This window comes from Acinetobacter sp. AB03 (assembly GCF_058107045.1).
Genome location: NZ_JBUEBA010000002.1, coordinates 632,207 through 657,426 on the forward strand (window position 1 = coordinate 632,207; position 25,220 = coordinate 657,426).

Consider the following 25,220-nt stretch of genomic DNA (forward strand, 5'->3'; position numbering starts at 1 on the left):
AAAATTCAAGTGGCTGAGGAGTTTACACAGGATACTGAAGCCAGTTTAAATGTAGGGGGAACATCTCTAGGTAGCCTGACCATTGATGATAAGAAAAGTACTGCGAAACTGTCCAGTGCTCAAAGTGCGCAGTTGCTAAAAGCTTTGGTGGGTGCGGAAGATATTCGTCTCACGACCCAAGCACAGCAATGGCAAATTTCAACTGCTGGGGCAAATGCAGTTTTGCTCAAAATGGATGATATACAAAAACGTGTAAATACACCAAATGCGGTATATCAAAAAGGCAATCAGTCTGAGCAAAATGTTTTACAGCCCAAAGCCATCCCTAAAATTGGCATTACAGGATACCGACCTGCGGTTGCCAGCCACTTTGCCGTGGACAGTAAAAATGCCCATCAACTCTTTAAAAAGTTAAAAGCAAAAACAGATGAACAAGACTGTCCAAATCTCTATAAGGCGCGGTTTTTTGAGGATGATCGGGTTTCAGTCTATCCGCTGAATGCGGAACAAGTGGTGGTTCAAGTACCATGTTGGCGTGGGGCGTACAATGAAGGTCTAGGTTATTGGGTTATGGACAAAGCATTGCAAAAGATTCAGCAGCAAGTCACCACATCAGGCTCAAGTTTTAGTGAGGCGCAAATTTTCTCAGAACAAAAAGGGCGGGGTATCGCTGACTGTGGTATTCGCTCTGAGTGGGCTTGGAATGGAAAGGCTTTTGTCCTCAGTTATCATGCACAATCGCAGCAATGTAAAGGCTTTGCAGGTGGTGCATGGAACTTGCCCACTTTTGTCGCGATCGTTGCGCGAACGGATTAAGTCGCGCTTGCCTTTAGTTTGAGAATAATGTCATCTAGCGGCTTGATGCGTTTGACTTCATCCCAGAGGGCTTTAGCTTCAGGATAGTGTTTAGACATCATGCCCAACCACTGCTTATAACGTCCGACCATATTCATTTCTTTCTTATACCCGCCGTTTAAGAAACGGATTTGTAAGGTTAATAGCTCATTCCATGTCAGCAGAGGCGTATCGATATTTTGACGAATACATTGGGTCAAATCAGGTGTGGTCACGGCACCACGTCCAATCATCAAATCTTCACAGCCAGACTCTAACCGACACTGTTTCGCGTCTGCATTGTTCCAAATTTCGCCATTGGCAATCACATTGATCTTTAATGCTTCACGAATCGGGCGGAGCTGATCCCAAAAAGCTGGTGGGGTATAACCATCGGCTTTGGTACGTGCATGCACGGTAACCCAAGCCGCACCTGCGTCTTCAATGGCATGAGCATTGTCCAACATAAAATGTCGGTCCATATAACCTAAGCGCATTTTCGCAGAAACAGGAATGTGTGCAGGAACCGCATCACGCACGGCTTTGACCAGTTCATGCACTACTTCTGGCTCATCCAAGAGTACAGAGCCACCACGGTGACGGTTCACGGTTTTGGCTGGACAGCCAAAATTCATATCAATGGCGGGTGCACCGAGTTTCACTGCACGGATGGCATTGGCAGCCAACATTTCAGGATCATTGCCCAAAAACTGCACATGCACGGGTGTTCCCGCCGCTGTTTTTCCGCCATTGAGTAATTCAGGGCAATACTGGTGGTAAATATGATCGGGTAGCACTGAATTGGTCACACGGATAAACTCGGTCACACACCAGTCGAAGCTACCTACAGACGTGAGCACATCACGCATGATTGGGTCGGTTAAGCCTTCCATTGGTGCAAGAATGAGTTTCACAGCGGTGTCACCAGTCAAATAGAAAAACGGTGTTATACGCAAATCCGATCACGCTGTCTAGTCTAATGCGTTTGGATTAAATCGAAATAGCTTTGAATCTGTGTCTCCTCGACAAAGGCGTCATCATGTGAAACTAAAATAACCGCCCCTGTAAAATCGCGAATAGCCTGTGCCAACAGTTGTCTTGAGTCGATGTCGAGATGATTTTCGGGTTCATCCAGTAGCAGTAAGTCCACAGGCAGTGCCGCGAGACTGATACACAGTAAGGCAACTTTGAGTTGTTCACCGCCACTGAATAGTGAGATGGGAAGCAGAGCTTTATCTCGTCGAATTCGAAGTTGCCCCAATTGACTTCGACACGCCTCATCGGACAAAGACGGATTTAATAATTGTAAACTGTGTACTGCATTCAGTTTTGGATTCAGCAGACTAAAGTTTTGATCTAAATATAACGATGCTCCTCGCTTGAAAATGTCTCCTGATTGAATATACGTATGGCTTTGAATGGCACGAAGTAAGGTCGACTTACCTGAACCATTTTGGCCGCGCAGTTGGATTTTTTCTCCGCTATGTAAGGCAAAAGAAATAGGCGAGATAGAAAGTGCTGCTAAAACCACGTCTTTTAAACGAAGAATTTCACCAGTTTGTTTAGGTTGAAAATGGAAATCAAACTTTTGTGACTTAATCTGTTCTAGTTGTTGCTGTTTGTTTTTGAGCTCATCTTGCGCTTGTTCCTTTTGGCGAAGTTGTTGCTGCGCGACTCCCGATAAGGTTTGACTCGCACGTTCTTTTTTAAAGTCGAGCAGGATTTTGGCTTGAGAACCAGAGCTTCGTAATTTCTGCCCAGACTTTTGCCTTTTCTGAGCTTTCATGCGCTGCTCATGCTGTTGGGCTTGTAATTGTTTGAGTTCGCGTTTCTCTTGCGAGATATTATGTTGTAGTGCCTGCTGTTGTTGCTCTGTGTGTGACTGATACTCGGCATAGTTACAACGGAAGTGTTGCAAGCCAAAATCATTTAAAACATAGGTATTGGAGATTTGATTTAACAATGTGCGGTCGTGGCTAATGACTAAACAGCCCGCAGGATGTTGAAGGATTTTTTGACTTAACCACGCACGACTTGCATGGTCTAAGTGATTACTGGGTTCATCAAGAAGTAAATAATGCTCAGTTTGTAAAAAAAGGCGACACAGTGCCAGTTTAGTTTTCTGACCTTCACTCAGTTGAGAAACTGAGTTAGATAGATCTGTAGGTAAGTTTGCACTTTCTAGCAATTTCAACCATTCAGTGGGTTGATGCCATGCATGTTCGACGCGATCATAGTCTTCAAAACTCGCAGTCGATTGTTCAATACGCTGAAAACTTACATACAGGTCAGCAATATTAAGGGCTTCGGCAAGCGTACAGTTGCTTAAACGCTCGAGCTGACTTAAGTAGGAAAATGGCATACGCCAAATCACTTCGCCACTCGCATAATTGGGTCTGTGCGCTTGAGTGAGTAGGGACATTAATACTGATTTACCTTGACCATTACGTCCAATCAAAGCTGAACATTGGGTAGCGGGCAATTCAAAATTTAAATGCTGAAAAAGCGGTTCATGAGCAAATTGAACGCTGAGGTTTTTTATAGTACAGGCCTGTTGGGTCATTGAAGACTCCTTTATACAGGACATACAAAATAAATTTTTATAGAGATAGAGCAGTAAATAAGTTTATTTTGCACGTCAGAAAACAAATAAATTAGATTTGACGGAAAATAAGACTTACTTCATTGGCGTTACTCTAAAATAGAACAAGGGAGGTGTAATAATTTTAACAAGTATAGCAGGTGGATAAAAAATGATCCATTTTGTTATCTTTCTTATGTACTTAAGGTTTATCGATCAATGCTATTGGTTAGGGAACTTCAGCATACACGAGTCGAAGCTTCCTGTAGGTGTGAGTACAACCCGCACGATTGGGTTATTTAGGCTTTTAGGAGTGCAAAGTTGAGGCTCACAGTGGCGTTATACGTTTTTAGTGGAGCTGCCTTTGGAAAGGCTGTAGAGTGATATAGCTTTGAATATTTAGAGTTCGTATAAGAGATTGATGTTAAATCACTGCTTGTATTCTTAATGAGACACGGAGTGTAGGCTCTTTTTCTTTTGAGTAGATAATAAAATTAAATAATGATAGTGAGGGGACTGCAATGGATGTTTTAACACGTTTTATTATTGAAATTAGTATTGCATTACTGGTGAGTAGCGCTACTACTTTTGTGATTACAACTGTTTTAAAAAACTTATTGATTGATTGATTTATGTGGAGATGTAGTTCGTGCAACCTTCTGGTCGCGATTTAGCCTCCTTATGTTGTTCTTAACACCACTTATGTTTGTAATATTTTTTGGAATGTCATTTGACTCTGCGGCTACTGATCATCTTGTTGTGAAACGAGCTTTGGGCTTGAGTCTGCTTGGTGTGTTTTGTGCAGTGATGGGTATGGCATTTCAAATTTCACAATTTATTTCTAGTAAGAATGCTTTAGCTTCAAGAGAAGAATCTATTAAAGAAAATGAATTACCAGAGAATTGATTTGAATTTCAACTGGATAAAAAGACAAGCTTCTTTTTTATGGATGGGTTTTAAATTATGGATATTACGCATTAGATTAAGAATAATCTGCATAACCTCTATAGTGCTACATAGGGAAGTGATAAGGATTTATTATAGAAAATAAATTAGATAAAAGTGGCATACAATGTATTCAACACAGTAAAAAGTATTTAAGTTTTTCTAAAATTTACATAATACGAAATACACTCGATAATTTATTCTAAATCAAAATATTGAGGTTTACTAAAAAGCCCAGCTTGGTCAAGCTGGGCTTTTCTATTGGGTTATCAAGTTGCACATCTACTTTGTGAGTAGAGCTCTGTATCTTTAATTAAGCGAATTAAACAAAAGACTTTATCGACCTAAAATCATTTCCAATACAAACTTAGATCCGATAAAACCGACAGCCAACAAGAAGAATCCAATTAAGGTAAAACGAATCGCTTTTTGACCGCGCCAACCAAAACGGTAATGTCCGATGAGTAAAGATCCATACACAAACCAAGAAATAATACTAAAAGCGGTTTTATGTGCCAGATGTTGGGCAAAAAAATTATCGATGGTAAAGAAACCAAACACCAACGCTACGGTCAGTAAAAGAAAACCCGTTTTAATCAAGTCAAACAGTAAAGACTCCATGGCTTGAAAAGAGGGCAGTAAGTTGACCCAAAAGCGTTTCTTTTGTTTGTTCTTTAACTCACGATCTTGGAACCATAAAATCACGGCTTGTATGGTTGCCATGAGTAGCACCGCATAGGCCGACAGCGATAAAATAATATGAATATCTAAACCCAATGAGCGCTGTTCAATAAATTGGGTAGACTGGCTAAAGGCAAAACCTAAAATGAGTCCTGTAGCGGCCACAGGAATGCCAATCAGGTTCAAAGCTAGAATTGGACGATAAGTGCTATAGAGTAGACTAAGTAACAGCATGAGCCCCGATGTAAATGACATTAAGACAAAAACGTCATAATTCACCCCCATCGGCGTGAGCATGTCATGGTACAAAACAGTTGCATGTAGTAATAAGCCTAAGCCTAAAATAATGCCAATAAACCAATGGTTTGGATCACGTTTAGCCATTAATTTGAGAAACAAATACCAAAAAGAGGTGGTATAAGCGACTAATGCTAAGATGGTGTAAACCAAGGGCAGGCTAATCATGTCAAACCTTTTTCAGGATGATGAATATTCATTTATATAAATTCGGTGCGAACTACAGTATCCTATAGCATTCTATGCATAAATTTTCTATTTTAAGAAAGATTTTTTTGCAACTAGCAATTTTAAGCGGATTTTGCAATGTTTGATACCTTAACGGAACGACTCACGCAGAGTTTAAGAAATGTTACTGGCTCTGGGCAGCTAACCGAAGACAATATTAAAGATACCCTACGTGAAGTACGTATGGCACTTCTTGAAGCCGATGTTGCACTTCCTGTAACTCGTGAATTTATCGCGAAAGTTAAGGAAGAGGCGTTGGGTCAAGAAGTCATGACTCAATTATCGCCGGGCCAAGCATTTGTTAAAATCGTGCATGACGAATTAACAAAAATGATGGGCGAGGCAAATGAAAGCCTTGATCTTGCAGCAAAACCTCCTGTTGTAGTCCTACTCGCGGGCTTACAAGGTGCAGGTAAAACAACAACGGCTGCAAAACTTGCTCGCTTCTTACAAGAACGCCAAAAGAAAAAAGTAGCGATGGTATCTGCCGACGTATACCGTCCAGCAGCAATTAAACAGCTACAAACCGTTGCAGGTGAAGTTGGCGCGATTTTCTTTGAATCGAGTGCTGACGAAAAACCGATTACCATTGCAACGCGTGCAATTGAACAAGCCAAAATTCAGTTTGCGGATGTCTTGATCGTCGATACAGCAGGTCGTCTACACGTAGACGATGAAATGATGGACGAGATCAAAGAACTTCATGCGGCCATAAAGCCAACTGAAACTTTATTCGTGGTTGATGCAATGACCGGTCAGGATGCGGCAAATACAGCCAAAGCCTTCAATGATGCACTGCCATTAACTGGTGTGATTCTGACTAAAACTGATGGTGATGCACGTGGTGGTGCGGCGCTTTCAGTACGTGCAATCACAGGTAAGCCAATCAAATTCTTAGGTATGGGTGAAAAGCTCGATGCCTTAGAACCATTCCATCCTGAACGTGTTGCACAACGTATTTTGGGTATGGGTGACGTACTTTCTTTGGTCGAAGAGCTTGAACGTAAAGTCGACAAAGAAAAAGCCGAAAAAATGGCGAAAAAACTGCAAAAAGGCGGCAGCTTCAACTTTGAAGATATGCTAATGCAGTTTGAGCAAATGAATAAAATGGGCGGCATGATGGGCTTCTTGGATAAGTTGCCTGGCATGAGCAATGCAGGGATTCAAGATGCGTTGGCGCAAGCGAACCCTGAAAAGCAAGTGAAAAAGATGGAAGCGATTATCCAATCGATGACCATCAAAGAGCGTCGTAATCCAGACCTGATGAACCCAAGCCGTAAAAAGCGCATTGCAGCAGGCTGTGGTATGGATGTCGTTGAAGTCAATAAGTTGATTAAACAACATGCGCAAATGGCAAAAATGATGAAGAAATTTGCTAATCCATCGGGTATGGCAAAAATGATGAAATCATTAAGCGGTATGCAAAAACAATTTGGTGGTGGCGGCGGAATGGGACCATTATTTGGTGGCAACGAAAAGAAGTAATCTGCTTCTTACCATTTCAGAAAAAGGCGCGTTGAGCGCCTTTTTTTATGTCGTTTTGTGAGTCATGGAAATTATTGTGTGCGTTTTCAATACCCTCAATCAATAACAAAAACGCACTGTTTATGGCTTGAAAGTTGCGTAAAATTTATTCTTTTCAAACATTATAATAAGAAGTTGAAAATGAATGGATCAAAACAACATATCTATATTGTGCATGGCTATCAAGCATCGCCCAATGACCATTGGTTTCCGTGGCTAAGTCAAAAACTCAGTCAGATGGATCTGCATGCTGAAGTAAAACGTTTAGTGCTCCCGCATAGTGATGCACCACATTTCGAAGAATGGCAACAGGCTTTGGCCCTGCAAATGACCACTTTGGATGAAAACACCATCATCATTGCACATAGTTTGGGGTGTCTAGCGACTTTACATTATTTCAGTAGTAAACTGCGTGAACGTCGAATCAAAGCGATCTTCTGTATTGCGGGCTTTAAAGCGGCTTTAAAAAGCTTACCTGAGTTAAGTGGCTTTATTGCGCAAGCGAAGTTGGACAGCGGTATACTCCACTCTCACATCGCTTCACGTGTGGTTATGTTTTCCAATAATGACCCTTATGTTCCACCGCCTTTGGCACTTACCTTAGGGCACTTCTTGAGTGCAGAGGTACTGGAGGTGAAACGTGCAGGGCATTTTATGCGTGAAAATGGCTATGCTGAATTTGAGCTACTGCTGAATACCTTAAAACCCCTTTTACAACAGCAGGCGGTGGCTCAGAGTTGATGCTGAATATAATATTGTAGCCCTTTAAGTAATAAATCATTTTCAATGCATGGTGCATACTCTGCCAAATAGCGCGCAAATACAGGTGCATCACCGCCAGTTAAAATCAGTTGGCGTGGAGACTGTTGCAAGACTTTTTCAATGGTACTGACCAAGCCGAACAAAATCCCATGATGCACTGCGTCGATGGTATTACGACCGGGACCGAGTTCATCAAAAGCCGCATCTGGAATTTTAATGCCTTTGGTGTTCTGGATTAGCGAGTCTCTTTGTAAGTAGAGATTTGGTAAAATATAGCCGCCCAAATGCTGTAAACCATCCGCCAAGTCGATGGTCAGCGCCGTGCCACAGCTAATCACACAATAGTTCTGCTCTGGATTACGTGCGACAGCCAACACTTGCAACCAACGGTCAATTCCGAGTTGTTCTGGATGTTCATAACCACACTGTAGGCCAGCATAGTTGGCCTGTACTTGAGCAAAGGTGATCGGCACATTTAAACTTTTTAAAAGTCTACGGATTCGGTCATTATTTTTTTTGTCCTGAACCGAAGAAACACCAATCTGTTGGATTTTTAAGTTTTTAAAATGCTGAATTAGACCTAAAAGCAAATCGGCAGGGGACTGTAAATGTAACTCAGCCCCTTGTTCCAAAATTTGATCTTCCTGCGTAATCCAATACTTCAGACGAGTATTACCAATATCTAACCATAAATTTTTCATGATGATGCTCAATCATTTAAACAGGAATTATTGGGCGTAAACGGCCTTGATAAAAGTTTTCAACACCATTGGTGGTCTGAATTTGGACCGCACCATCATCTTGAATGCCTAAGAAGATGCCTTGAGATAGACCTTTCATATGTTCAAATTCAACCTGTTGCTGCATAAATGCTGCGTAATGATTGAAACGAGAAGCCAAATTTGCACTATTATGGGTGAACCATAGGCCTGCCTGTTGAATCGCCAGATATAGTTCCGCCATTAAGCGAATGCGATCTGCTTGGGCTAAACCCAGCTCTTCAAGGGAGCTGGTGGCTTGATCGAGCTGGGTATCTTCGACTTGGTTGATATTGATGCCCACCCCAATAATCGCTTGGTGGCTCGACAGTGGTTCAACTAAAATTCCGCCCCATTTACCTTGAGCACTGTAAAGGTCATTTGGCCATTTCACTTGCAGAGCAAGGCCTTGCAAACTCGGCATTTGCAAGATATTTAACGCAATTTCTAAAGCCAAGCGCCCATCTATAGGTGTTTTGGTCTGTAGCAATGTGCTTAAATAGATGTTTCCTTCAGGAGAAACCCATTGTCGTTGACGCTGTCCACGACCTTGAGTTTGTCGTGTACTGCAGACCAAAACGCTCTGAATCCCTTTTTGCGCAATTTCACGCACATCATCATTGGTGGATGTGGTAACTGGCTTAAGCAATAAAACTTCAGGAAGTTGCTGTGCTTCAGCGAGAAGCTGTTGTAATTGGCGTGTCTCTAAATCCATATGAATCTGAGAAAAGTGAAAAATGATCATGGAGTTAATCATATATTTACTGATTGGTGCAATCGCTGGTTTTGCTGCGGGGCTATTTGGGGTCGGTGGTGGACTCATTATCATCCCGATTTTATATGTGGTGTTTACTCATCTGAACTATGACCCGAGTGTCATTATGCATATGGCGGTTGGCACATCACTGGCGACTATTATTGTCACGTCAATGAGTTCCGTGAGTGCACATCATAAACGCGGGGCAGTGTTATGGTCTGTGTTTCGCAATTTGGCTCCTGGTCTAGTCATGGGCGCTTTTTTAGGTGCGGGCATTGCAGACTATATGTCGGGACATGGCTTACAGCTGCTGATCGGTTTTTTTGCAGTGTGGGTGGCGTACAAAATGTTTAGTGGCGCACATATTGAGGTCGATCCATCGCGTCAGTTACCGTCTACAGGCAAACAGTTATTTGTCGGTGCAGGCATTGGTGTGGCTTCTGCGATCTTTGGCATTGGTGGGGGAAGCTTGACGGTGCCGTACTTAAACCGTCATGGTGTGGTTATGCAAAAAGCGGTGGCGACGTCTGCGGCTTGTGGCTTACCTATTGCAGTGGCTGGGGCTTTAGGTTTTATGTGGTTCGGGCACCAAGCTGAAGTAAATGTACCGAATACTATTGGTTATATTCATGTCTATGCCTTTTTCGGGATTGCGCTGATGAGTTTTATCACTGCCAAGTTTGGGGCAAAAGTGGCGCATCTTTTATCGCCTGCGATGTTGAAAAAGTGTTTTTCTGGTTTGTTGGTGGTAGTTGGTTTATATTTTATTTATCAAGGTTTTAGTTCTTAATTTCTTTGACAATGTTGTGTGCGTTGCTGTTGATTGGCATTATAGACGGTAAAATTGTTAGACAATGACATAGTGTTTAGCGTTTAAGATCGGGTAAAACCTAAAAATAGGTCACTAAAGACCATGGATTGCATCTTATAAAAACAAGTTAGGAACAGTATGCAAGCACATGATACAGAGAGTTTGTCCGAACAAATTGCCAAGCACATCAGTGAACAAATCATTCGCGGTGAGTTGGTCGAAGGTGAGCGCATACAAGAATTACGTATTGCGGCTGAACTGGATGTGAGTCGCGGCTCGGTGCGTGAGGCCTTGTTACTGCTTGAACGTACACATCTGATTGAAATCTACCCGCGCCGTGGCGCTATCGTCTCTGAAATGTCCGCTCAGCAAGTGCGCGCCTTGTTTGACACCAGTAGTCTGCTGTTGGGGCAAATTGTGCAACGCATAGCGGAGACATGGCGCAGCTATGAAGCGGAACGTTTACAGCTGCTATTGGATGAGTTGGGGAATCAGCTGAAACAGGGCAGTATCGAAAAATTTTATGATTTGATTTTTGAAGGATTGGCGCGGCAGCATGAAATGGTGGGTAATGCTTATTTGATGAAGTTTTATCAAGAACTGTTACCCTCGATACGTCGGAGCTATTTTTTAACCTTAAATACTTCGCGTAGAGAGTTACAAGAATCTTATGATTTATTTAAACTGGTGACTGATGCGGTTTTAATCAGAAAATCACAACAAGCTACTTTATTTATGGAAGATTTTTGTCGACACTTACGTAACTTGGTGTTGGAATCTCTGACCCGAATGAAACAAATTGAACTTGCGTGGGCGAGACGCTCACGACGTTAGTCAGGACATTATGCGTTTAAGCAGTTTAAAACTTTCCGGCTTCAAATCTTTTGCCGACAGTACCACGTTACACTTTAAAGATAACCGCACAGCAGTCGTTGGGCCGAACGGTTGTGGTAAATCCAATGTGATCGATGCTATTCGCTGGGTCATGGGCGAATCCAGTGCTCGCCAACTGCGTGGTGGTAGTATGCAGGATGTTATTTTTACAGGTACGGCAAAGCGTAAACCCGTGAGTGTTGCCAGTGTAGAACTGCGTTTTGACAACACCTATGGCAAGTTAGGCGGTAGCTATAATGCCTATACCGAACTGGCGGTCAAACGTCAGGTCAACCGAGATGGCAAGTCTGAATACTTTTTAAATGGCACCAAATGCCGTCGTCGGGACATTACCGACATTTTCTTGGGTACAGGTTTAGGGCCACGTTCTTATTCGATTATTGAACAGGGCATGATCAACCGTTTGGTCGATGCAAAACCTGAAGAAATGCGGGTTTTTATTGAGGAAGCTGCAGGGGTTTCACGTTATCAAGCACGTCGCCGTGAAACTTTATTGCATTTGGATCACACCACGCAAAATTTATCGCGTTTAGAAGATATTGCCTCTGAATTAAGATCGCAGTTAAAAACTTTAAAACGTCAGGCTGAAACCGCGATTCAGTACAAAACACTGGAAAGCCAAATTCGCACCATTAAAGTCGAAGTTTTATCTTTTCAGTGTGAACAAAGCAGCCGTTTACAGCAAGAATATACGCTGCACATGAATGATTTAGGTGAGCAGTTCAAGCTGGTGCGTTCAGAGTTAACCACTTTAGAGCATGATTTGACTTCGACCAGTGAACTATTTCAACGCCTGATTCAGCAGTCCACGCCACTACAGAGTGAGTGGCAACAGGCAGAGAAAAAGCTGGCTGAGCTGAAAATGACTTTGGAACAAAAGCAGAGCCTGTTCCAGCAAAACACGACTACTTTGGTACAGCTTGAACAGCAGAAGGCGCAAACCAAAGAACGTATGCAACTGATCGAGCTGCAACTGGAAAGCCTTCACGAACAAAATGAGCTTCATACCGAACAGTTACAACAGCAAGAAAGTCAAAACCAACAGCAAAGCCAAGGTTTAACGGACTTAAAAGCACAGCAGCAACAGTTGCTTCAACAGTTTGAACAAGTCAAAAGTTTGGTTGAAAAACAGCAGCAACAAAAAACGCAAATGTTGGCGCAAAGTGAACAGTTGGCCAAAAATATTTTACGCTTTGAACAGCAAAAGCAGGTTTTAGAGCAGCAAGCTGCGCAAATTCAAAACCAAAGCCAGTTGGATGCGATTGATCAACTGCTACATGCCAAGCAAGACGCCGAGGCACAGCAGTTACAACGTGAGCAAAGTATCATTGAGGTGCAGTTGCAGTTGGATGATTTACGTATCCAACACCAAGCTGCTCAAACTGAGTTAAATCAGCACAAAGCAGATATACAGGTCTTAAGTGCCGAACAGAAGCATCTAAAGCAGCTTCTGGTTAAAGTGAGTGCCTTAAAAAATAGTGATCATCCACAGTTGATGCATGTGCTGCAGCTTAAAGATGCAGCTAAAACCCATGCCGCGCTGGTCGAAAAATTCTTAGCCAAATGGCTTTCAGCGCATTGTTTGGAAAACAGCGATGCATTCACCGATGCCGTTGCACGTCAGTTAACGCCTCAGCCGCATGTTGAACTGATCGAAATTGCAGGTTGCGATAGCCTAGCCAGTTGGATTGAATCGCCACAATCCTCTTTGTGGCAGCAGGTGGGGGTGACCACCAACTTAAAACAAGCCCTAGCGCTGCAAAAGCAATTGAAAGATGGTCAGTCTCTTTTAAGTTTAGATGGATACCATGTTGGCATGGACTGGGTGATTGGTTTGGATTATGACGAAGCGAGCCAAGCTGGACAGGGTGCGCTAAGCCATCGAATTCGTTTAGATGAAATTGAACAGAGTCTTGCTGAAAAAACGGGACTTCTGACTCAGCTTGAAACGAAAACTACAGAGCTTCGTACTCAAGTCCAAGCGGTGGATGAGCAGTTAAAAGCGGATCAACAACTGTTGAAAAAAGAAGTTCAAGCGACGCAGCAGATTGATTTGAATATTGCCAAAGTGCAAAGTACCAACCAAGCCTTTGAAGTGCAAAAGCAACAATTGGCCAATCAACTGGCGCAGCTAGACAGTCAGCTTGAAGAAGATGCCATGCAAAAAGATGATCTGGAGATTGATCTGCATGCATTAAATATTAAGCTAGAGCAAAACTTGCCAAACTATAAAACCATGCAGTTCCAAGTGGAGTCATTGACCGAGCAACTGGATGATAGCCAGCAGCAGGCACAGCAGGTTTGGCAGGCGCTTGAAATGGTGCGTCGTCAGGCGGTGCAAACCACACAGCAGATTGAACTATTAGAAAAAGACAGTACTTTCTTAAAGGCGCAGTATCAGCAAATATTGTCACAGATGGAGCAGGCCAAAAAGTTTATCGACCCTGTACAACTTGAACTGCCTGCCTTGGAAAGCCAGTTTAGCGAACAAGCACAGATTACTGAAAAGCTGCAAAAGACATGGTCTGAATGGCAAGTTGAACTGAATGCAGTGCAAGAGCGCCAGCAAAGTTTGACCGAACACCGTCATCAACAGCAACAACAAGATGAAAAGCTAAGAACCCAGTTAGAAGAGAAACGTTTGGCGTGGCAAGCGGCAAAGTCAGACTTACAACATTATTCTGAACAGCTGAAAGAGATGAATGTTGAAGCTATTGAGGGTTTGAGCATTGAGATCAGTAGCCATCAACAAGTTTTAGAAAAAGCACAGCAGCAGTTTGAGAAATTGGGCGCAGTCAATTTGGCGGCTTCAGAAGAATATGAAGAAGTATCAAAACGTTTTGAAGAGTTGAGTCATCAAATTCAAGATTTGGAAAATACCGTTGAGCAGTTGCGCGCTGCAATGAAAAGTATTGATCAAGAAACCCGTAAACTGTTCATGAGCACTTTTGATCGGGTCAATACCGAACTACAAGATCTGTTCCCGAAAGTTTTCAATGGCGGAGAAGCGAGTCTGACTTTAGAAGATGACTGGCAGTCAGGGGTTAAGCTCATGGCCCGTCCGCCAGGCAAACGCAATAGCTCATTGGCGCTACTTTCAGGGGGAGAAAAAGCCCTGACTGCGTTGGCCTTGGTGTTTGCGATTTTCCGTCTCAATCCATCGCCATTTTGTGTTTTGGATGAAGTTGATGCACCTTTGGATGATGCGAACGTGGGAAGATTTTGTAATCTTGTAAAAGAGCTTTCTGAACAGGTGCAATTCATTTACATTACCCATAATAAACTCGCAATGACGATGGCGACCGACTTGTTAGGTGTTACGATGCCTGAACCGGGAACATCAAAATTAGTGACTGTAAATTTAGAACAGGCAAAAGAATACGGTTTAGTCGCGGAGGCCTAATAAGATGGAATACACAACAATTATTGGTATCGTCATAGCAGTGATCATTATGCTGTTTGGGGTTCGAATGATTTTTCGAAAGCCGGCAGATGCAGCGCCTTCACTTGAGTCCGCATTGCATATCGATGCTGACAGTCAAAAACCGATTATCCCGCGTCACGTACGTGATCAACTGCAAACGGCATCAGTTGAAGAGGCTGAACGTAAAGAGCCGACTTTAAACGAAAACTCTGTAGAAGAGACACTGTCTGAAAAAGCCGAACCGAAAGCTTTGGATGCAGACAGTGTGCTCGAAAGCAGCAGTACTGAACCAAGTTTGGATGCGTCAGCTGAGGTAGAAAATAAAGCAGTAGACTCAGTCGCTCCTGAAAATGCTGTAGCAGATGCAACGGAATTAACGACTGAAAGCGCAAGCTCCTCGCTTGTTGATGACCAAGCAAAAGCGGATAAAGCTGAATTTAGTTTAAATGCCAATGTCGAAAAAGCCGAAATTTCAGAGTTTGACGATGAAAGCAGCATTTTAGATGCACATTTGTATGAGCAAAAAATTGTCGATGATGAAAGTGCTTTAGCCACAGCAGAATCGTTTATTGCCCTGAATGTTTATCCTGAACGTCGTGCATTGTCTGGTGAGAAAACTTTAAAAGTTTTAATGAAGTATGGTTTACGTTTTGGCGAAATGTCTTGTTTCCATCGCTATAACGAAGATGGAACCAAGTTACTGTTCTCTGTGTTGCAAATTACCGATACAGGCATGGATGGTTTTGACTTGGAAAATCTGTCGACCGATCCAATTAAAGGCTTTGCATTTTTCTTGGCCTTACCACACCGCGATGTCCAAAATGCCTTCGACACTATGGACAGTATTTCACGTTTGATTGCCCGTGAAATCGATGGAACAGTTTATGACCAAAACAACCAAGAGTTCACGCCACAACTGCGTGAGCATTGGCGCCACTTGGCGATTGATTACCGTGCTGGACAAGCAATTGACGCTTAATCTGATTGAAAGCAGTGATAACGATTTCTATAATAGACAGTAGAAATACAATTTTTAGGGCGGAACAAAGACCGCCCTTTTTTATGGTGAAATTATGACTCAACCTTCGACTGTCGTTGCGCAAATGCGTCAACTGATCCAAATTTTGGCACAGCATAATCATGCTTATTATGTGATGGATCAGCCGACCATTGCCGACAGCGAGTATGATCAGTTATTTCATCAGTTGAAAGCTTTAGAAGAACAATACCCTGAGTATATTCAGCCAGATAGCCCGATCAATAAAGTCGGTGGTAAACCTTTGGCGAAGTTTACGAGCGTGACCCATGTGGTACCGATGCTGTCTTTAGGCAATGTGTTTAATCAAGAAGAACTCTTTGCCTTTGCACGCCGTGCAGAAGAACGGTTGCCGAATCAAACGATTCAATATGATGTCGAACTGAAGTTTGATGGTCTTGCCATTTCACTGTGGTATGAACAGGGGGTGCTGGTGCGTGGGGTGACACGTGGTGATGGTGAAACAGGGGAAGACATTACTCAAAATGTCAAAACCATTCGGAACTTGCCGAAGGTGTTGAGTACAGATCAGGGTGAAGTACCTACGTTACTGGAAGTTCGTGGCGAAGTTTTGATGCCTAAAGCAGGTTTTGAAAAGCTCAATGCCGAAAATGAAGCCAAAGGGGAGAAGACTTTTGCCAACCCACGTAACGCCGCAGCGGGAAGTCTACGTCAGTTAGACCCGAATATTGCGGCTTCGCGTCCACTCGCATTTTATGCTTATGGTATTGCGCAGTGTGAACCGAATCATGGTCAAAGCACCATGTCGGAAAGTCTAGAGTGGTTGCAACAGTTTGGTTTTGCAGTTGGTGAGCGTCATTTTGTCTGCGATAGTATTCAAGAAGTTCAAGCGGTTTATGAACAAATCAATGCGGAACGACCACAATTGAGTGTGGAAATTGACGGTATGGTGATTAAGGTCAACAGCCTCAAACAACAGCAACAGCTCGGCTTTTTAAGTCGTGAACCGCGTTGGGCAACGGCTTATAAATTCCCTGCGGTGGCTGCGCTCACCACGGTTGAAAATATTGACTGGCAAGTGGGGCGTACAGGTACACTCACACCTGTGGCGCGTTTGAATCCTGTTGCTGTGGGCGGCGTGACCGTTTCAAATGTGACCTTGCATAATATTGGAGAAATTCACCGCCTAGATGTACGAATTGGCGATACTGTCAGTGTTTACCGTAGTGGTGATGTGATTCCCAAAGTGGAAAAAGTATGGCCTGAGTTCCGTCCTGTCGATGCCACTGAAGTTGAACTCCCGAGCCAATGTCCCGTGTGTGAATCACCTGTGGTGATGCCTGAAGGTGAAGCTTTAGCACGTTGTTCAGGTGGTTTGTATTGTGCTGCACAGCGTATTGAGGCAATTCGCCACTTCGTGTCACGTAAAGCGCTTGATATTGAAGGTTTGGGGGATCGTTGGGTCGAATCACTGTTACATCTTGATCTGCTTAAAGATGTGGCTGATATTTATCACCTACATGAGCACCGAGAAAAGCTATTAACCATTGAAAAAATGGGTGAGAAGTCCGTTCAGAACTTGATTGATTCGATTGAAAATAGTAAGAAAACCACTTTGGCTGCATTTATTTATGCACTGGGGATTCGTGGAGTGGGTGAAACCACAGCACGTATGTTGGCCAATACTTTCCAAACTTTAGATGCGCTACGTGTAGCAGACATTGACGCTTTAAAGAAAACTCCAGATGTGGGGGATATCACGGCGGAGTGGATTGTCGACTTTTTCCAAGCACCGCATAACCTTGAAGTCTTGGACCGATTATTGGCGGCAGGTATTCACTGGGACGCGCCTGTGGCACCAAGTCGCCAACCTCTAAATGGAGAAAGTTGGGTCGTGACGGGGACACTCAGTACGATGGGCCGTGATGAAGCAACACAGCTTCTACAAGCACTGGGCGCACGTGTCAGTGGTAGTGTGTCGAGTAAAACTAAGTGTGTTGTCGCAGGTGAAAAAGCAGGTTCAAAGCTGGATAAAGCGGAGAAGCTCGGGATTGCTGTGATCAATGAAGCTGAGTTTATTCAACTGATGAAAGATTATGGCCAGTTAGAGGCTTAGATTTTTGATTTGGATCAAAAATATACTGTTCAGATAATAGCGTTCAGTTAAAGCACACGACTAAAATGACTTTTAATGATGAGGGTTACAGCGGAGTCTTACGTATTCGCATCAAATGCTTGAAGTTCGTATGTTACTTTGGATTAGCCCAAAGTAACCAAAGGCATGAGTCATCAGCAAAACTCGTTCATTGCTATCAATGAGTAAAATTGTCGCAGAAACATTTTTTTCTCATGTAGTGTTGTCTCGAACAGTTGCTGATGACATTTCGTGTATCCCATACCTTCATAAATTTAGAAAAAGCATAGTGCTTGTCAGCTATGACGTTGACGAGCACTAAGCTTTTTATTTATTTTCAAGGAATATATTGCTTAATAACACCGTCATCGAGCAATTGTTGAAAGTGCTCAACCAAGCTTTCTTTGACATCTCGATACTTTAAGCCTAATTCTTTTTGGCTCTTGTTCGCATCAAAATAAATTGGATAACCCATATTTAACTCAACAAACTCGCGGCTAAAACCAATGAATGGACCAATCACCTTAAAAGCTGCTTTAGGAAGTTCATTTCGTGGAAATGGAAACTTCCAACCAAAATGTGCTTTAAGTAATTGACCGATTTCAAGCAGACTTAAAGTTCCACCACTGACGATGTAACGACCTGTTGCTTCTGGGTTGAATGCTGCTTGTAAGTGCGCTTCAGCAACATCTTGAACATCGACCACACCATTCCACATGGGTGGGACACCTGCTAAAGTCAAGCCATTGGTAAACTGTTGTAAGACCTCAATCGAACCTGACTGTGTATTTGGTGTCAATGAACGACCAAAGACCAACGCAGGGTTAATGCATACCAACTGCCAACGATCTTGTGCCTCCGCCATTTCCCAAGCTTTACGCTCAGCCATCACTTTGGAATATGGATAAGGCTGATGGGTCTCTGAGCTGCTGGTATTCCAGTGACTTTCATCGAAAGAATTATGGTCTGTTTTTAAAATATCAATGGCATCGCCATAGGTCGACGCAATACTCGAAGTGACTATAACGCGTTTAACGGACTCGGTTTCATTTACGGTGTTTAAGACATTTTCTGTACCCAAAACAGCAGGTTCAATGATGTCTTTCACTGCATCTTTATAGTTAGTAACGACGAAAGGAGAGGCCATATGAAAGACAATTTCACAGCCTTGCATCGCTTCTTTAAAGGAATTGGGCTCGAGCAAATTGGCTTTAAAGAGTTTCAGTGTTCCAGCACTGCTGTCTGCAATTTTAGATAAATGTGCAAAGCTTTGGGTTTTGTTCAAGTCACGTACAGTGGCATGAACGGTATACCCTTGGGTTAATAATTTTTGAATCACCCAACTGGCAATATAACCCGATGCACCTGTAACCAGTACCGGTGCTTGTGTTGCTAAGTTTGTCATAGATTACCCATTGTTGTTTTAAGTATTGGCTTAGTGTAAACGTGAATGCCTTGAAAGTCTTTGTCTCTCTGGGGTGAACAGGTGTCTGACTTATGCGTCATTTTATAATATTGCACCACACTGTATTGAAAATGAGCGAGTAAAACGTATTTTTTAGCAGTAAGCTTAAATTTGTATTTTAGATCAGATAGATAAGTCAAATGATAAAATACAATAAATAATGATAATTATTTTACATATAATAATGATTCTCATTAAAAATAAGTGTTGTTTAAAATGAAATCCTTCTCTAAGAAAATTCTTGCAAGCTCTGTTGGGCTTTTAATGATGGGTGGCGGCTGTTTACAGCTTGCATTTGCAGAGGAGGTTTCAGTTTTACCTGCCTTAAAATCAGAAGCGCAATCACAACAAGGCTATGCCGATGGTAAATTGGCGAAGGCAGCTGACTTGGGTGCTTTAGGGAATAAGTCAACGATTGATACGCCATTTACGGTTTCTACTTATACAGAGCAACTGATTCGTGATCAACAAGCATCTACAGTGGGGGAAGTTTTAGAAAATGATGCCAGTATTCGTGCGACGACCAATCAAGGTCATTTAAACGAAAACTTCCAAATTCGTGGTTTTAGTGTCGGCTATGATGATATGGCTTATAACGGGTTATACGCTGTAGCTCCTATGGGACGTATACCAACAGATTTACTAGAATCGGTGACAGTATTGAAAGGACCGAATGCTTTGGTTGCAGGTATGGCACCAGCGGGAAGCGTTGGCGGAGTCGTGATTGCTAATTCTAAACGTGCCGACCAAGATCTAACACGTATTTCGACGTCATTAGAAGATGAGAGTTATTATAAAACCAATGTAGATGTTTCTCGTCGTTTTGGTGACCAAAAACAATTTGGAGTTCGTGTAAACGGCACATATGGAGACGGTGAGCATCTTATTGAAGGTATGGATGACCGTTTAGCACTGGGTTCGATTGCAGCAGATTATACGACCGATAAATTAAAACTAAACTTTGATGCTTATGCCATTCGTGAAAACCGTGATAATGGTTCACCTGCAATGATCTCTATGCAAAAAACAGGCGTAGTTGCTGCACCAAAGGGTGATAATAATTACTTTGATCAAATTCATGGGGAAACCTATAGCCGTTATGCGGGCTTAAATGGTGAATATAAATTCACCCCTGATACCAAAGTTTTTGCAGGTGTGGGTTATGTTGAAAAAGGTTATTCGGGCCATATTTTTGGTACGCGTATGATCTTGCAGAACAGTGCAGGTGATGCAACTTCGCAGTACTATCGAGTCACATCTAAAGAAAATAACCTAAGTGGTAATACGGGTATTGAAACTAAGTTCAATACAGGCGCCATTAAACATACCCTTGGGTTACGTGCAGATTATGTACATCGCGAATACGATCAACACTCTCGTGCGACCAGTTCATCATTTACAACGAATCTTTATAATCCGAACTCGAATGGGACAATGCCAACGACCTATCCAACAATTGTACCTTATGAGGATGATAAATTCATGAGTTATACCTTGACGGATCAAATTTCAATGTTGGATGACAAATTGCAGTTGATTTTGGGTGCTCGTTATCAAGATATGCAGTTAGAAAGTCTCACTACAGATGTGAAATACGATGAAAATAAGTTTTCACCAAGTTTAGGCATCGTAATCAAACCATTTGGAGAAAATTTATCTTTCTATGCAAGTTATGTTGAAGGTTTATCAAAAGCAGACTCAGTAACTTCTACCGCGGATGTGAATGAAGGAAAACTGTTTAAGCCTTACGAAACGAAGCAATATGAAGTGGGGACGAAGTATCAAGCCGGTTCTTGGTTAAATAGCTTGGCGCTTTATCAAATTGAAAAACCGACTCTGATCACAACAGCTTTGGCGACAGCGGTTAATGGTAATACACAGATTACTGAAGATGGTGGAGAAAGTCGATCACGTGGTATTGAATGGTCCTTCTCAGGGAATTTGACCGAGGACTTAAGTCTACTGGGAAGCATGGCTTATATTGATGCTGAATATACAAAAGGTTCTACAAGCACCACTGATATTTCAGGCAATACGATTTATGGTGTGCCAGACTTTACTGCCTCATTAGGCTTGGATTATGCCGTACCTGTGGTAGATGGTTTAAATGTTAATGCTCGGGCTAACTATGTTAGTGAACAATATTTAGATAGTTTGAATACCTATAAACTTCCTGACTATACTATTCTTGATGTTGGTGCGCGCTATAAAACAAAACTGGGTGGTGTAAACACGACTTTCCTAGCCAATGTCGATAACGTGACTAATAAAAAATATTGGGAAGGTGTGTTCAACTCTTACTATGCAACGGTTGGTGGTGCACGTACCTATAAACTTGGCGTCACTTTCGATTTCTAATTTTTATGATCAGCCCATTGCGATGCAGTGGGCTTTTTTATGTCTGAATGCTGTCTCATTTAAGTTGAACGCAATGATGAAATTTCTCGGTTTATTCCTGTGCTGCGGTGGTTGTGTACTGCTGTATTTGACCCATCCTAATCAAACGGTTCTTAAACAGGCTGTGGCGAAAAAGTATCGTTGGGTCGGGTGGTTTGCTTTTATTTTGGCATTGGTTCTTTTACTGGCGGTATTACCAAAACTGGTGGCCGTGTTGATGTGGTTGCTGATGCCATTGGTGTTGTGGTCAGTACTGCCATTTATTCCTTTATTACATGGGGCTTTGACGCATGACGTTGCTACGCGATCAAAAGATACAACCTGACTGGTGGACGAAAAGCTTTGCGGGCGCAGTTCTTGGACTCAGCCTAGCTTTCGCTTTAGCTGCGTTAATCACGATGTGGGGACTGCAATCTGAGTATCATAGCCTTGCACCACAATTAGGTATGTGGTCGATTCCGTGGATTTGGCTACCGCTCTTTTTCGTGGCCTATTTTATTCCACGCGGTTGGCAGTCCATTGTGATTTATCTGTTTTTCAATTTCGTGGCTTACACACTTGTGTTTTGGTTCAGAGGGTAATAGGGCATGAAGATACGTACAGATATTCTCCGACTGGCTAAAGAGCTGCATACATGGGTAGGAATTTGCGCAGGCATTCTCTTGTTCATCTGCTTTTTTGCAGGTGGGCTGAGTATGTTTCAGCATGATTTGAGTAAGTGGGCAACGCCACCGCAACAAAGTTTAAATACGGTTGAACTCCATCAGTACAACGATTTGGTGTTACAGGTACAGCAGCATTATCCTGAAGCTCAAAAAAGCTTTCAGATCAATTTAAACTCCAAAGAGTTTCATTATGCCCCGATTCAGTGGCAACCTGCGCAAAGTCAAGTACATGATGATCATGCCTTTGATACCGATCAAAGCGCGATGTTAGCAACACTGAAACCAGATGGGACTTTACAGGTTGAACAGGAAAACTTATCTAAACTGGGTTGGTTGATTGAACAACTGCACGAAACGGCAGGTATTCCAGGGATGCTTGGGCATCATACACTCGGTGTTTATGTGATGGGTGTGGTATCTGTCTTATATTTTTTGGCGCTAATGACAGGTTTAATCATCCTCTTGCCGACGTTGGTCAAAGACTATTTTGCGATACGGCAAGGTAAGAACAAAAAACGTTTTTGGCTCGATGCGCATAATGTGATTGGCATTACCAGTTTACCGTTTCATATTTTGATTAGTGTGACGGTAATTGTTTTTGCATTTCATGATCTCTTTTATGATGGCTTGGGGCAGTTGGTGTCCAAAGGCAAACCATTGTTTGAACGTCCTGCTGCGGTGCAAATTGCAGATCCAGTTCCTCAACTGGATGTTGAAAAAATACTCTTACAGGTACAGCAACAAGCACTAGGCTATGAGGTCTCGTCTGTAAGCTTTAACAATCTAGACCAACCTGCCAAGGCATCGGCACGCGTCAGTTTATATAGTCCAGATCAGATGTTACGCGGTGACAACTTCGACGTGATGTTTTTCAATCCTTATCAGCCTGCACCTTATAGTACAGCCAATTTAAATACCCAAAGTTCTGGTCTAGATCAACTGATTCGATCGATGTTCAGTTTGCACTTTGGTAACTATGGTGGAGATTTTACCCGTTGGTTGTATTTGGCCTTGGGTCTGGGCGGAGCATTTTTATTTTACTCAGGCAATATTCTATGGATTGAATCGCGTGTAAAGCGACAAAAAAATCCAAATTTAGCACCACCTGCACAGCGTAAGGATGTGCAATTCATCGCAAACTTAACCATAGGCGCATGTTTGGGAGCGGTCTTTGGCATTGTTATGAGTATGTTGATCGGGCGCTGGGCCTATGTACTCAGTCCTGAACTACACAGCATCAACGCATGGTTTATGTATATCTATTATGCGATTTTTATTTTCAGCTTAATGCTGAGCTTCGTACTGGGCGGAGCACGGGCATTACCAACGTTATTGCTGTCGATTGTGATTGTTTTACTGCTCATGCCTTTGACTTCTGCTATCGCATTGCTCTTACCTGAGATTGGATTATGGTCATCTTCTTCCTCTTTATGGTGGGTTGACGTCTTTGCTATTATTTTTGCTGGGTTATTTTTCCGTTTTTATCGCCAAGCTCAGGCCCGAGTCCAGTCCGCAGAAGTGGGTTCTCTTTGGTCCGTTGCTCAGAAAAAATGAAAGATTGTGCACCGTTCCAAGGTTGAAATAAGAAGCATTTTTAATGGTTACAAAATGAAGCACAGGGCGGTTCAAGCCTAAAAAGCCTTTGCAAAAGGGATGAAGTTTTGCAAAGGCTTCTTTTATAACTATTATTTTGATGATTCATACTGCAAATGCGTATGTTTCTCATTTTAATTTTATAAAAATCATAAACTTACATAATTTATCTTTTGCAAAGTGAATTAAATATGTCCATAATAGTTGCATTAGAGAATGGAGATTTTGAAATGCGTGGCAATCCTGAAGTCGTAGACTACTTAAATATGTTGATCGGTGGAGAATTGGCTGCACGCGATCAATATCTCATTCATTCACGTATGTATGAAGATTGGGGTTTGAGCAAAATCTTTGAACGTATCGATCATGAAATGCAAGAAGAAGCACAACATGCGGATGCAATTATTCGCCGTGTTTTGTTTTTGGAAGGCACACCGAATATGCAACGTGATGACGTTGAAATTGGTGAAGATGTCGTTTCATGCTTAAAAGCCGATTTAAAGCTTGAATATCATGTACGTGAAAAATTAGCGCAAGGCGTAAAATTGTGTGAAGAAAAGGGTGATTACATTACCCGTGACATGTTACGTCAGCAAATGTCAGATACCGAAGAAGACCATACTTATTGGTTAGAAAAACAATTACGTTTAATTGAGTTGATTGGTCTGCAAAACTACATTCAGTCTCAAATGTAAGAGATGCCAGCTACCAGTTTTATGTAAAGGTGGCATGTGTATTTACATACTGAGTAATCAAAAAGCCTTCGAATCAATGTCCGAAGGCTTTTTTGTATGGGTTATTTTTTAGAGAATTTTTGAATATCTGCCAATACTTGTCCCGCATGGGTTTGGGTATTTACACTGCTGTAGTGATAGATCACTGTACCTTGTGGGTCAATCAGAAAGGTTTCACGTTTCGCAATTTTTGCGATGCCTAAGTTTCGTACGATGCCGAGTTGATTTGCCAGTTGATGATTGTTATCAGCCAAAATAGGGAAATTCAGCCCCAATTTTTTAGAAAATTTTTGATGTGACTGTACATCGTCCAAACTCACGCCTAAGACCACCGCATTATTTTTGCTAAATTGTGGGTAGAGTGCTTTGAACTGATTGGCTTCTTGGGTGCAGCCCGGCGAGTCATCCTTCGGATAAAAATACAGAACGATCCATTTGCCTTGATATTGTTTGAGCTCATGCCATTTGGCATTTTGATCTTGTAACTTAAAACTCGGTGCGGGCTTGCCTACCCATTGTTTTTGGTCTGATGAAGCGCTTGAAAAAGCCGGTGCTGCATAAGTGGCGCTACTGATGGCACAGAAACTACCTAGCGAAATTAAGCTAATCATTGCCATTTGCATTATTTTCATTGTGTAGGCTGTCCAGAAATGTATTCCATCGATCTTAGCAAATTTTAAGGCACTAAAGTGCTGAGATTCTCATGTCCAAATTTGAATTATTAAGGCTCTAGACTAGC

General features: G+C 42.3%; 21 protein-coding genes. 14 read left to right on the forward strand and 7 right to left on the reverse strand.

Annotated features, from left to right (window positions below; genetic code table 11):
• Nucleotides 1–816 (forward strand): DUF1176 domain-containing protein (locus tag ACY3FQ_RS03445; protein ID WP_489773634.1); only part of this gene is annotated, 816 nt, incomplete at its 5' end.
• Here the strand turns inward: ACY3FQ_RS03445 and ACY3FQ_RS03450 are convergent.
• On the reverse strand, nt 813–1,748 hold the full coding sequence (locus tag ACY3FQ_RS03450; RefSeq protein ID WP_039889979.1) for a tRNA dihydrouridine synthase: 936 nt from the start codon (nt 1,746–1,748) through the stop codon (nt 813–815). The genes ACY3FQ_RS03445 and ACY3FQ_RS03450 overlap by 4 nt on opposite strands.
• 62 nt (nt 1,749–1,810) lie before the next feature.
• Entirely contained in the window at nt 1,811–3,397 is a 1,587-nt protein-coding gene (locus ACY3FQ_RS03455) for an ATP-binding cassette domain-containing protein (RefSeq protein WP_005400287.1), read from the reverse strand.
• Between the two features lie 699 nt (nt 3,398–4,096).
• On the opposite strand from ACY3FQ_RS03455, the gene ACY3FQ_RS03460 reads away from it, so the two are divergent.
• Complete coding sequence (locus tag ACY3FQ_RS03460) at nt 4,097–4,321, forward strand: hypothetical protein (RefSeq protein WP_228128217.1); 225 nt, start codon at nt 4,097–4,099, stop codon at nt 4,319–4,321.
• Nucleotides 4,322–4,696: 375 nt separating this feature from the next.
• Here the strand turns inward: ACY3FQ_RS03460 and ACY3FQ_RS03465 are convergent, their stop codons facing one another.
• On the reverse strand, nt 4,697–5,506 hold the full coding sequence (locus ACY3FQ_RS03465; RefSeq protein WP_004695246.1) for a cytochrome C assembly family protein: 810 nt from the start codon (nt 5,504–5,506) through the stop codon (nt 4,697–4,699).
• Between the two features lie 138 nt (nt 5,507–5,644).
• On the opposite strand from ACY3FQ_RS03465, the gene ffh reads away from it, so the two are divergent.
• Both ffh and ACY3FQ_RS03475 read left to right on the forward strand, forming a co-directional pair.
• Nucleotides 5,645–7,051 (forward strand): signal recognition particle protein, encoded by a 1,407-nt coding sequence (gene ffh, locus ACY3FQ_RS03470; protein WP_005400289.1) that lies wholly within the window; start codon nt 5,645–5,647, stop codon nt 7,049–7,051.
• A 180-nt stretch (nt 7,052–7,231) separates the two neighbouring features.
• Complete coding sequence (locus tag ACY3FQ_RS03475; RefSeq protein ID WP_005400290.1) at nt 7,232–7,831, forward strand: RBBP9/YdeN family alpha/beta hydrolase; 600 nt, start codon at nt 7,232–7,234, stop codon at nt 7,829–7,831.
• Here ACY3FQ_RS03475 and ACY3FQ_RS03480 read toward each other — a convergent pair.
• On the reverse strand, nt 7,822–8,553 hold the full coding sequence (locus tag ACY3FQ_RS03480) for a type III pantothenate kinase (protein ID WP_005400291.1): 732 nt from the start codon (nt 8,551–8,553) through the stop codon (nt 7,822–7,824). The genes ACY3FQ_RS03475 and ACY3FQ_RS03480 overlap by 10 nt on opposite strands.
• A gap of 16 nt (nt 8,554–8,569) precedes the next feature.
• Entirely contained in the window at nt 8,570–9,325 is a 756-nt protein-coding gene (locus ACY3FQ_RS03485; RefSeq protein WP_005400292.1) for a biotin--[acetyl-CoA-carboxylase] ligase, read from the reverse strand.
• 28 nt (nt 9,326–9,353) lie between these two features.
• On the opposite strand from ACY3FQ_RS03485, the gene ACY3FQ_RS03490 reads away from it, so the two are divergent.
• From ACY3FQ_RS03490 to ligA, 5 genes are all read left to right on the forward strand, one after another.
• Nucleotides 9,354–10,157, forward strand: coding sequence for a sulfite exporter TauE/SafE family protein (locus ACY3FQ_RS03490; RefSeq protein ID WP_005400293.1), 804 nt, complete (start codon nt 9,354–9,356; stop codon nt 10,155–10,157).
• 159 nt (nt 10,158–10,316) lie between these two features.
• The gene (locus tag ACY3FQ_RS03495) at nt 10,317–11,012 is read left to right on the forward strand and encodes a GntR family transcriptional regulator (RefSeq protein WP_004983028.1); all 696 of its coding nucleotides are present in this window, start codon (nt 10,317–10,319) and stop codon (nt 11,010–11,012) included.
• 10 nt (nt 11,013–11,022) lie between these two features.
• Entirely contained in the window at nt 11,023–14,475 is a 3,453-nt protein-coding gene (gene smc / locus ACY3FQ_RS03500; protein ID WP_005400294.1) for a chromosome segregation protein SMC, read from the forward strand.
• A gap of 4 nt (nt 14,476–14,479) precedes the next feature.
• Complete coding sequence (locus ACY3FQ_RS03505; RefSeq protein WP_005400295.1) at nt 14,480–15,475, forward strand: cell division protein ZipA C-terminal FtsZ-binding domain-containing protein; 996 nt, start codon at nt 14,480–14,482, stop codon at nt 15,473–15,475.
• A 94-nt stretch (nt 15,476–15,569) separates the two neighbouring features.
• Nucleotides 15,570–17,609 (forward strand): NAD-dependent DNA ligase LigA, encoded by a 2,040-nt coding sequence (ligA, locus tag ACY3FQ_RS03510; RefSeq protein ID WP_005400296.1) that lies wholly within the window; start codon nt 15,570–15,572, stop codon nt 17,607–17,609.
• Between the two features lie 355 nt (nt 17,610–17,964).
• On the opposite strand, the gene ACY3FQ_RS03515 is transcribed toward ligA, so the two are convergent.
• Complete coding sequence (locus tag ACY3FQ_RS03515) at nt 17,965–19,032, reverse strand: SDR family oxidoreductase (protein WP_005400297.1); 1,068 nt, start codon at nt 19,030–19,032, stop codon at nt 17,965–17,967.
• Nucleotides 19,033–19,308: 276 nt separating this feature from the next.
• Here ACY3FQ_RS03515 and ACY3FQ_RS03520 point away from each other — a divergent pair, with 276 nt between their 5' ends.
• From ACY3FQ_RS03520 to ftn, 5 genes are all read left to right on the forward strand, one after another.
• Nucleotides 19,309–21,450, forward strand: coding sequence for a TonB-dependent receptor (locus ACY3FQ_RS03520; protein ID WP_039889983.1), 2,142 nt, complete (start codon nt 19,309–19,311; stop codon nt 21,448–21,450).
• 73 nt (nt 21,451–21,523) lie between these two features.
• Complete coding sequence (locus ACY3FQ_RS03525) at nt 21,524–21,814, forward strand: hypothetical protein (protein WP_155115824.1); 291 nt, start codon at nt 21,524–21,526, stop codon at nt 21,812–21,814.
• The gene (locus ACY3FQ_RS03530) at nt 21,780–22,070 is read left to right on the forward strand and encodes a hypothetical protein (RefSeq protein ID WP_005400300.1); all 291 of its coding nucleotides are present in this window, start codon (nt 21,780–21,782) and stop codon (nt 22,068–22,070) included. Before ACY3FQ_RS03525 ends, ACY3FQ_RS03530 begins: the two co-directional genes overlap by 35 nt.
• Nucleotides 22,071–22,076: 6 nt before the next feature.
• Entirely contained in the window at nt 22,077–23,708 is a 1,632-nt protein-coding gene (locus ACY3FQ_RS03535) for a PepSY-associated TM helix domain-containing protein (RefSeq protein ID WP_005400301.1), read from the forward strand.
• Between the two features lie 269 nt (nt 23,709–23,977).
• The gene (ftn, locus tag ACY3FQ_RS03540; RefSeq protein WP_004695301.1) at nt 23,978–24,442 is read left to right on the forward strand and encodes a heteropolymeric bacterioferritin subunit Ftn; all 465 of its coding nucleotides are present in this window, start codon (nt 23,978–23,980) and stop codon (nt 24,440–24,442) included.
• Between the two features lie 101 nt (nt 24,443–24,543).
• Here ftn and ACY3FQ_RS03545 read toward each other — a convergent pair whose 3' ends face one another.
• Nucleotides 24,544–25,113, reverse strand: a complete 570-nt coding sequence (locus tag ACY3FQ_RS03545) for a peroxiredoxin (protein WP_039889984.1) — start codon at nt 25,111–25,113, stop codon at nt 24,544–24,546.
• Nucleotides 25,114–25,220: the final 107 nt, after the last annotated feature.